Here is a 5,533-nt window from a genome sequence, read left to right as displayed (position 1 = left end):
TTTTAAAAGCAACCCCATATTACAAATGACATCAGAATAAAAAAATTCGATTTACAACTGGTTTATCCTCATTTTTTTTGATTTTTACGCAAAACTTGTCATTTAATTCAAATCCACTATTGTTTAACTGAGCATGAAAAGATTCTTCCCTACTGCTTTTTACAGGTACTTAACACTAAACTTCTGTCTTATCATTTTTGCAGTAAACACAACAGGGCAAACATCTGTTATTGACAGCCTGGAAAGAGAGTTAAAAAGAAGCTCAATAGAAGACACTAGTCTGGTGAATACATTAAATAGTCTTGCTTTTTCCTATTACACTATAGATATAGACAAAACGATTGAATTAGTAAAAAAATCTCATAAGATCGCTAATACGTTAAAGTATACAAGTGGGAAAGCCCGAGCAATTTTTATAAGAGGTATTGCCTTTACAGTTCAATCAGATTATAACAAAGCAATAGTAAACTTTGACTCTGCCCGTAACCTCTATGCGTCAATAGCTGACAGCTCAGGACTTTCAGCCACATATAATGCTTTAGGAATAGTTAATTACTATAAAGGAGATCTGGAGTCATCTATTCAATGGTATAAAAAATCAATTGATATTGAAAAGAAAATAGGAAATGAAGATGTGAAATCCCAATATCTTAACATTGGTAGTTCGTATGGAGAGCTTGGAGTATATGATGAGGCTATAAAGTATTATAAAAAGGCTTTACATATTAATATTTCGAATAAAGATTCAGCCGGAATATCAAGTTGTTACAATAATATTGGGACACTTTATGATGATCAGGGGAATTTCCCATTAGCTCTACAGTACTATACTAAATCACTCGGTATTGATGAAAAACTTCGTGACTCAGTTGAACTCATAAAGGACTTCAATAACATTGGTATTGTCTATAAAAAAAGATTAAATTATGAAAAGGCATTAGAATATTACGAGAAATCCCTGACAATTAGTCAGAATATTGACGATAAAAAAGCGATCAATCAAACGATCATGAATATAGGGATCATTCACATCAATCAACAAAAATTTGAAAAAGCAATTCCCTTATTGAAAGAAGCATTGGCTTCTTCAAAAAAAATAGAAGATAACAGGCTTGTATCTTCTTGCTTAAATAATTTAGGTGACACTTACTACGCATTAAAAAAATATGACCTCGCTTTATTTTATTATAATCAAGCCAAAGATGTTAGTGAAGAATTAGGATTTCAGTTAAGCTTATGTAACTCACTACTTGGAATTGCTACCGTATACAATCAACAAGGAAAACTAGTGGAATCCTTGAAATACGCTTTAGAGAGTAAAAAAATATCGATAAACTTAGACTTATTAACCTATCAACGTGACGTAAATAAATTACTCGCTGAAATATATGAGAAAAAGAATAATTTCAGAGACGCATTAGTTCATCATGAACAATATAAACTTTTAAGTGATAGTATTTTCAACAAGGAGAAAATTGAAAAGATTGCACAAATTGAATACGATTTTAAATTTCAGAAGGAGTTGGAAGTTTTCAATACAAAGGAACGAAAATTGACAAAAAAAGTAGAGCTTACGAACAAAGATTTGGAGAAATCAGAATCGCGTTTTCTCATTGGCGTTGTTATTTTCTTAATTATCTTATTAATTGCTGCAATTCTGATTTTTCAACTGCGCTTACGACACATTAAATCACAAAACGAAAACAGTTTGCTCGAACAAAAACTACTTCGTTCTCAAATGACCCCTCATTTCATATTTAACTCACTGTCTGTTCTTCAAGGTATGATTTTGAATAAGGAAGATCAGAAAGCCAGTCTTTATTTATCCAAATTCTCAAAACTCCTTCGGGTTACACTGGAAAGTTCCCGAGAAAAAATGACTCCCCTATCGCAGGAAATTATTGCACTTGAAAACTATGTAGCTATTCAGAATATCGAATCAAATCAATCTTTTACCTTTACAATTCGTGTCGCTGATACTATACACACAGGAAATATACTCATTCCCCCCATGTTGATACAGCCCTTTGTAGAAAATGCGATAGAACATGCTTTCACGCCTGATCATCGGGACAAGAATATTGAAGTTGTGTTTTCATTTCCTGATAACCAACTTGTTTGTACAATTACAGATAATGGTATCGGAGTTCAGGAAAAGATAAACCGTTCGGGAAACTCAAAAAAATCACTAGCGACTTCTATTTCAAAAGAACGGATTCAACTGTTGGCAAGAGAATTGAAGACAGAAGGTTCTATTCAGATTATAGATAGAAAAAGTAATAATGAGACCGGAACACTGGTAACATTAGTTATTCCTTACAAATTTAGTGAACAATGAAAGCACTAGTAGTTGAAGATAAAGCATACATAAGAAAAGGGTTGATCAACTTATTGGAATCAATTGATAGTGACATTAACGTTATTGGTGAATGTGAATCCGTTGCTGAAGCGTTGGTCGTTTCCAGAACCTGCAAACCGGAGTTGATTTTTTTAGACATTAATCTTACTGACGGAACGGCATTTGACTTTCTCGATCAATTTGAACGAATTGATTTCAAAATCATCTTTATTACGGCATTTGAAGAATACGCTTTAAAAGCACTGAAAATTGGCGCTGTTGATTATTTGTTAAAACCCGTCGATGTTGATGAACTTAAAGCTGCTTTGCAAAAAGTAGAAGTAACACCTATCGAAAAACATAGAGAGAAGCTGAGTACCGTCAAAAAACTGATGGGTAACGAAAATGAGACAATCGTGCTCTCCCTACAGGACAGTTACCAGGTAATTGACTTAAACGAACTCTTGTATTGTGAATCAGATAAAGGTTACACCACCTTCTATTGTACGGAGGAAAAGAAATTTGTTGTTTCAAAAACACTAAAAGAATTTGAAGAAATACTCCTGAACAACAATTTTTTACGACCTCATCAATCCTATATGGTGAATTTAAAATTCATCGATAAATATGATAAATCCGGGGAAATTGTACTCAGAAACCAAAAAAAAATACCTGTTTCAACCCGAAAAAAAGAATCTTTCTTATCCTCCTTTCTTTCTGCAAACCGTTTTAAAAACAGCTAACTTAAAAACGAATATTTTTTCGTTTCAAACGGATATACTTTCATCATAAGCAGAAATTAAATCCCTGTTTCAGGAACAGCTTCCCTACTCTATTTTTACATGTATTAACGCGATTTATCGTGTACAACAACAGTAAAAATTAACTAAAATGATGAAAGCTAAAAACGTATTTACATTCCTTATCTCCGGAGCATTAGTATTGTCTTGTGGTCAGAATAGCGGGAATGAACCTGCAAATGCAGATGGATTTGAAAAGATAGAAAACCAAATCAAAAGTGAATTTGGAAACGATGCCTACTTTACCGAAATAAGCATTACGTACAACGAATCCATTGGAAATATTGTTGGTGTAACTGCCACAACAGAACCTGAATCTATGCAAATGGGACAATGGAATTTGACTAGCGGAGACTGGCAACAAAATTCGGATATCACTATCGAAATTCCGGAAGGAACCAAAGCTGCCGATTTTATGTTTCAATTAGGTACTAGTATTAGCCTGCGTCAACTTGGAGAACTCGTCGAAAAATCGAAAGAAAGCCTGAAAGAAGAAAAGCAAATAGACAATGCCCGGTTACACATGGCCTTCATTAAATATCCGGATACGGGAGAAGCATCCAGAGCGGAGTATGTAGTAATGCTTCAACCGGAAACCGGTGGAACTACATTCACTTATTCGTACAAACTAGATGGCGAATTAATTGGAATGGACTATTAGTTTAAGAGCTGAAACAAGCAGAAAAGAGTCTTATTACAAATACTTACTACTACTTAACCCCTAAATAATTATGAGAACAACGTTTGTAAACACATTATTTCTCTTTCTGATTAGTCTTTCATCCTGGGCCCAACCATCTTTTGAATGGGTTAATGCAGTTGGTGGAACGGGATTGGATATTGGGTTTTCTTCAACTGTGGACCCAAATGGGGACATTCTTATTACTGGTTCATTCGCCAATACGGTTGACTTCGACCCGGGACCGGGAGTAATCAATCATACATCGAACGGAAACGTTGATATTTTCGTCCAAAAACTGGATAATGCGGGTAATCTTCTTTGGGTAAAAACACTTGGTGGAACAGGTCTTGATCGCGGTTATGATATTACTACGGACTTCAATGGAAATATATACGTTGTTGGAGGCTTCTTTAATACCGTTGATTTTGATCCTGGTCCTAGTGTTTCAAACCTAACATCAATAGGTAGTAATGATGCTTTTGTGTTAAAACTCGATCCGTCAGGTAATTTTCTTTGGGTAAAATCATTCGGTAGTGATAACAATCAGGATTGGGCCTATTCATGTGCTACCGATGGAAGCAATATCTATGTAACCGGCGCTTTTCGCGGGATAGTTGATTTTGATCCCGGGGTGGGAACAGCTATATATAACACGCCATCAGCTGCTGATGCCTACACCTTAAAACTAGATGAAAACGGAGATTTTGTTTGGGTTAGTGTAGTAAGCGGTGATTCCGGACAATCAAGTATAGGTCGGGAAATTTCAATAGACAATAACGGTAACATACTTATTGTTGGGGACTTCTCTTATGGAACTTCAGATTTTAATCCGGGAGTAGGTACAACCAACCTTTCTTCGAATGGTAATTGGGATACATTTATTCAAAAACTAGATGAAAACGGAAATTTTATCTGGGCTAAATCATTCGGCGGAACGTTAGCCGATTATGTGAGGGGCATTACAACTGACCCTATTGGAAATATTTTTTTGACAGGTGGCTTTAGTAGTACGGTTGATTTTGATCCAGGCTCAGGGGTATTTAATGTAACTTCTCAGGGCGAAAGAGATGCTTTTGTACAAAAGTTGAATTCAAATGGTGATTTTCTTTGGGTAAAAACATTTGGAGGAGTCTCTACCGACCAGGGAATATCTATTGTGACTGATGAAAATGGAAATAGCATTACATCAGGTTATTTTTCTGATACGATTGACTTTGATCCGGGAACGGGAACGACAATTCTCCCCTCAAAGGGAGATTCCGATATCTACTTTCAGAAACTTGATGAGAATGGGGATTTCGTATGGGCTCAATCCGTTGGAGGTACAGGAACAGATAGTCCTTATTCAAGTTCAAAAGGACTGTCCGGAGAAATATATATAACCGGGTACTACTGGAATACAGTTGATTTCAACCCTGAAACGGGAATAGAAAATCACACCTCTAATGGGAATGGTGATATTTTTGTTCTTAAACTTCAGGAATGTGTACCAACCACCTCGTCACAATCACATACAGCTTGTAGTTCTTATACCTGGAATGGCATAACCTATAATTCAACCGGAGTTTACACCTTCGTCACAACAAACGCAGCAGGATGTGATTCTACAGCGACATTGAACCTAAGCATTGAAGACGTCACAGCACCTGTTGTGGATATTGCAACATTATCAAATATCACATCAGAATGCTCTGTAACAAGTTTAACTGTTCC

The 5,533-nt window shown here is 35.6% G+C and carries 4 protein-coding genes; all 4 read left to right on the top strand.

All coding sequences use genetic code 11. The features are described from left to right. The first annotated feature begins 133 nt into the window (after window positions 1-133). Window positions 134-2,338 carry a tetratricopeptide repeat protein gene (locus AC4PL9_RS13925; RefSeq protein WP_491605355.1) on the top strand — a complete coding sequence of 735 codons (2,205 nt, stop codon included), beginning with the start codon at window positions 134-136 and terminating at the stop codon, window positions 2,336-2,338. Continuing rightward, window positions 2,335-3,081, top strand: a complete 747-nt coding sequence (locus AC4PL9_RS13920; RefSeq protein WP_491605354.1) for a LytR/AlgR family response regulator transcription factor — start codon at window positions 2,335-2,337, stop codon at window positions 3,079-3,081. The genes AC4PL9_RS13925 and AC4PL9_RS13920 overlap by 4 nt, the downstream gene beginning before the upstream one ends. A gap of 148 nt (window positions 3,082-3,229) precedes the next feature. Then, window positions 3,230-3,799, top strand: coding sequence for a hypothetical protein (locus AC4PL9_RS13915; protein WP_491605353.1), 570 nt, complete (start codon window positions 3,230-3,232; stop codon window positions 3,797-3,799). 70 nt (window positions 3,800-3,869) lie between these two features. Beyond that, window positions 3,870-5,533, top strand: a 1,664-nt coding sequence (locus AC4PL9_RS13910; protein WP_491605352.1) for an SBBP repeat-containing protein, incomplete at its 3' end; no start/stop codon positions are given.

Source organism: Wandonia sp. (genome assembly GCF_984588085.1).
The sequence above is the reverse complement of the archived record's forward strand: the minus strand, read 5'-3'. Positions and strand labels throughout refer to the sequence as shown.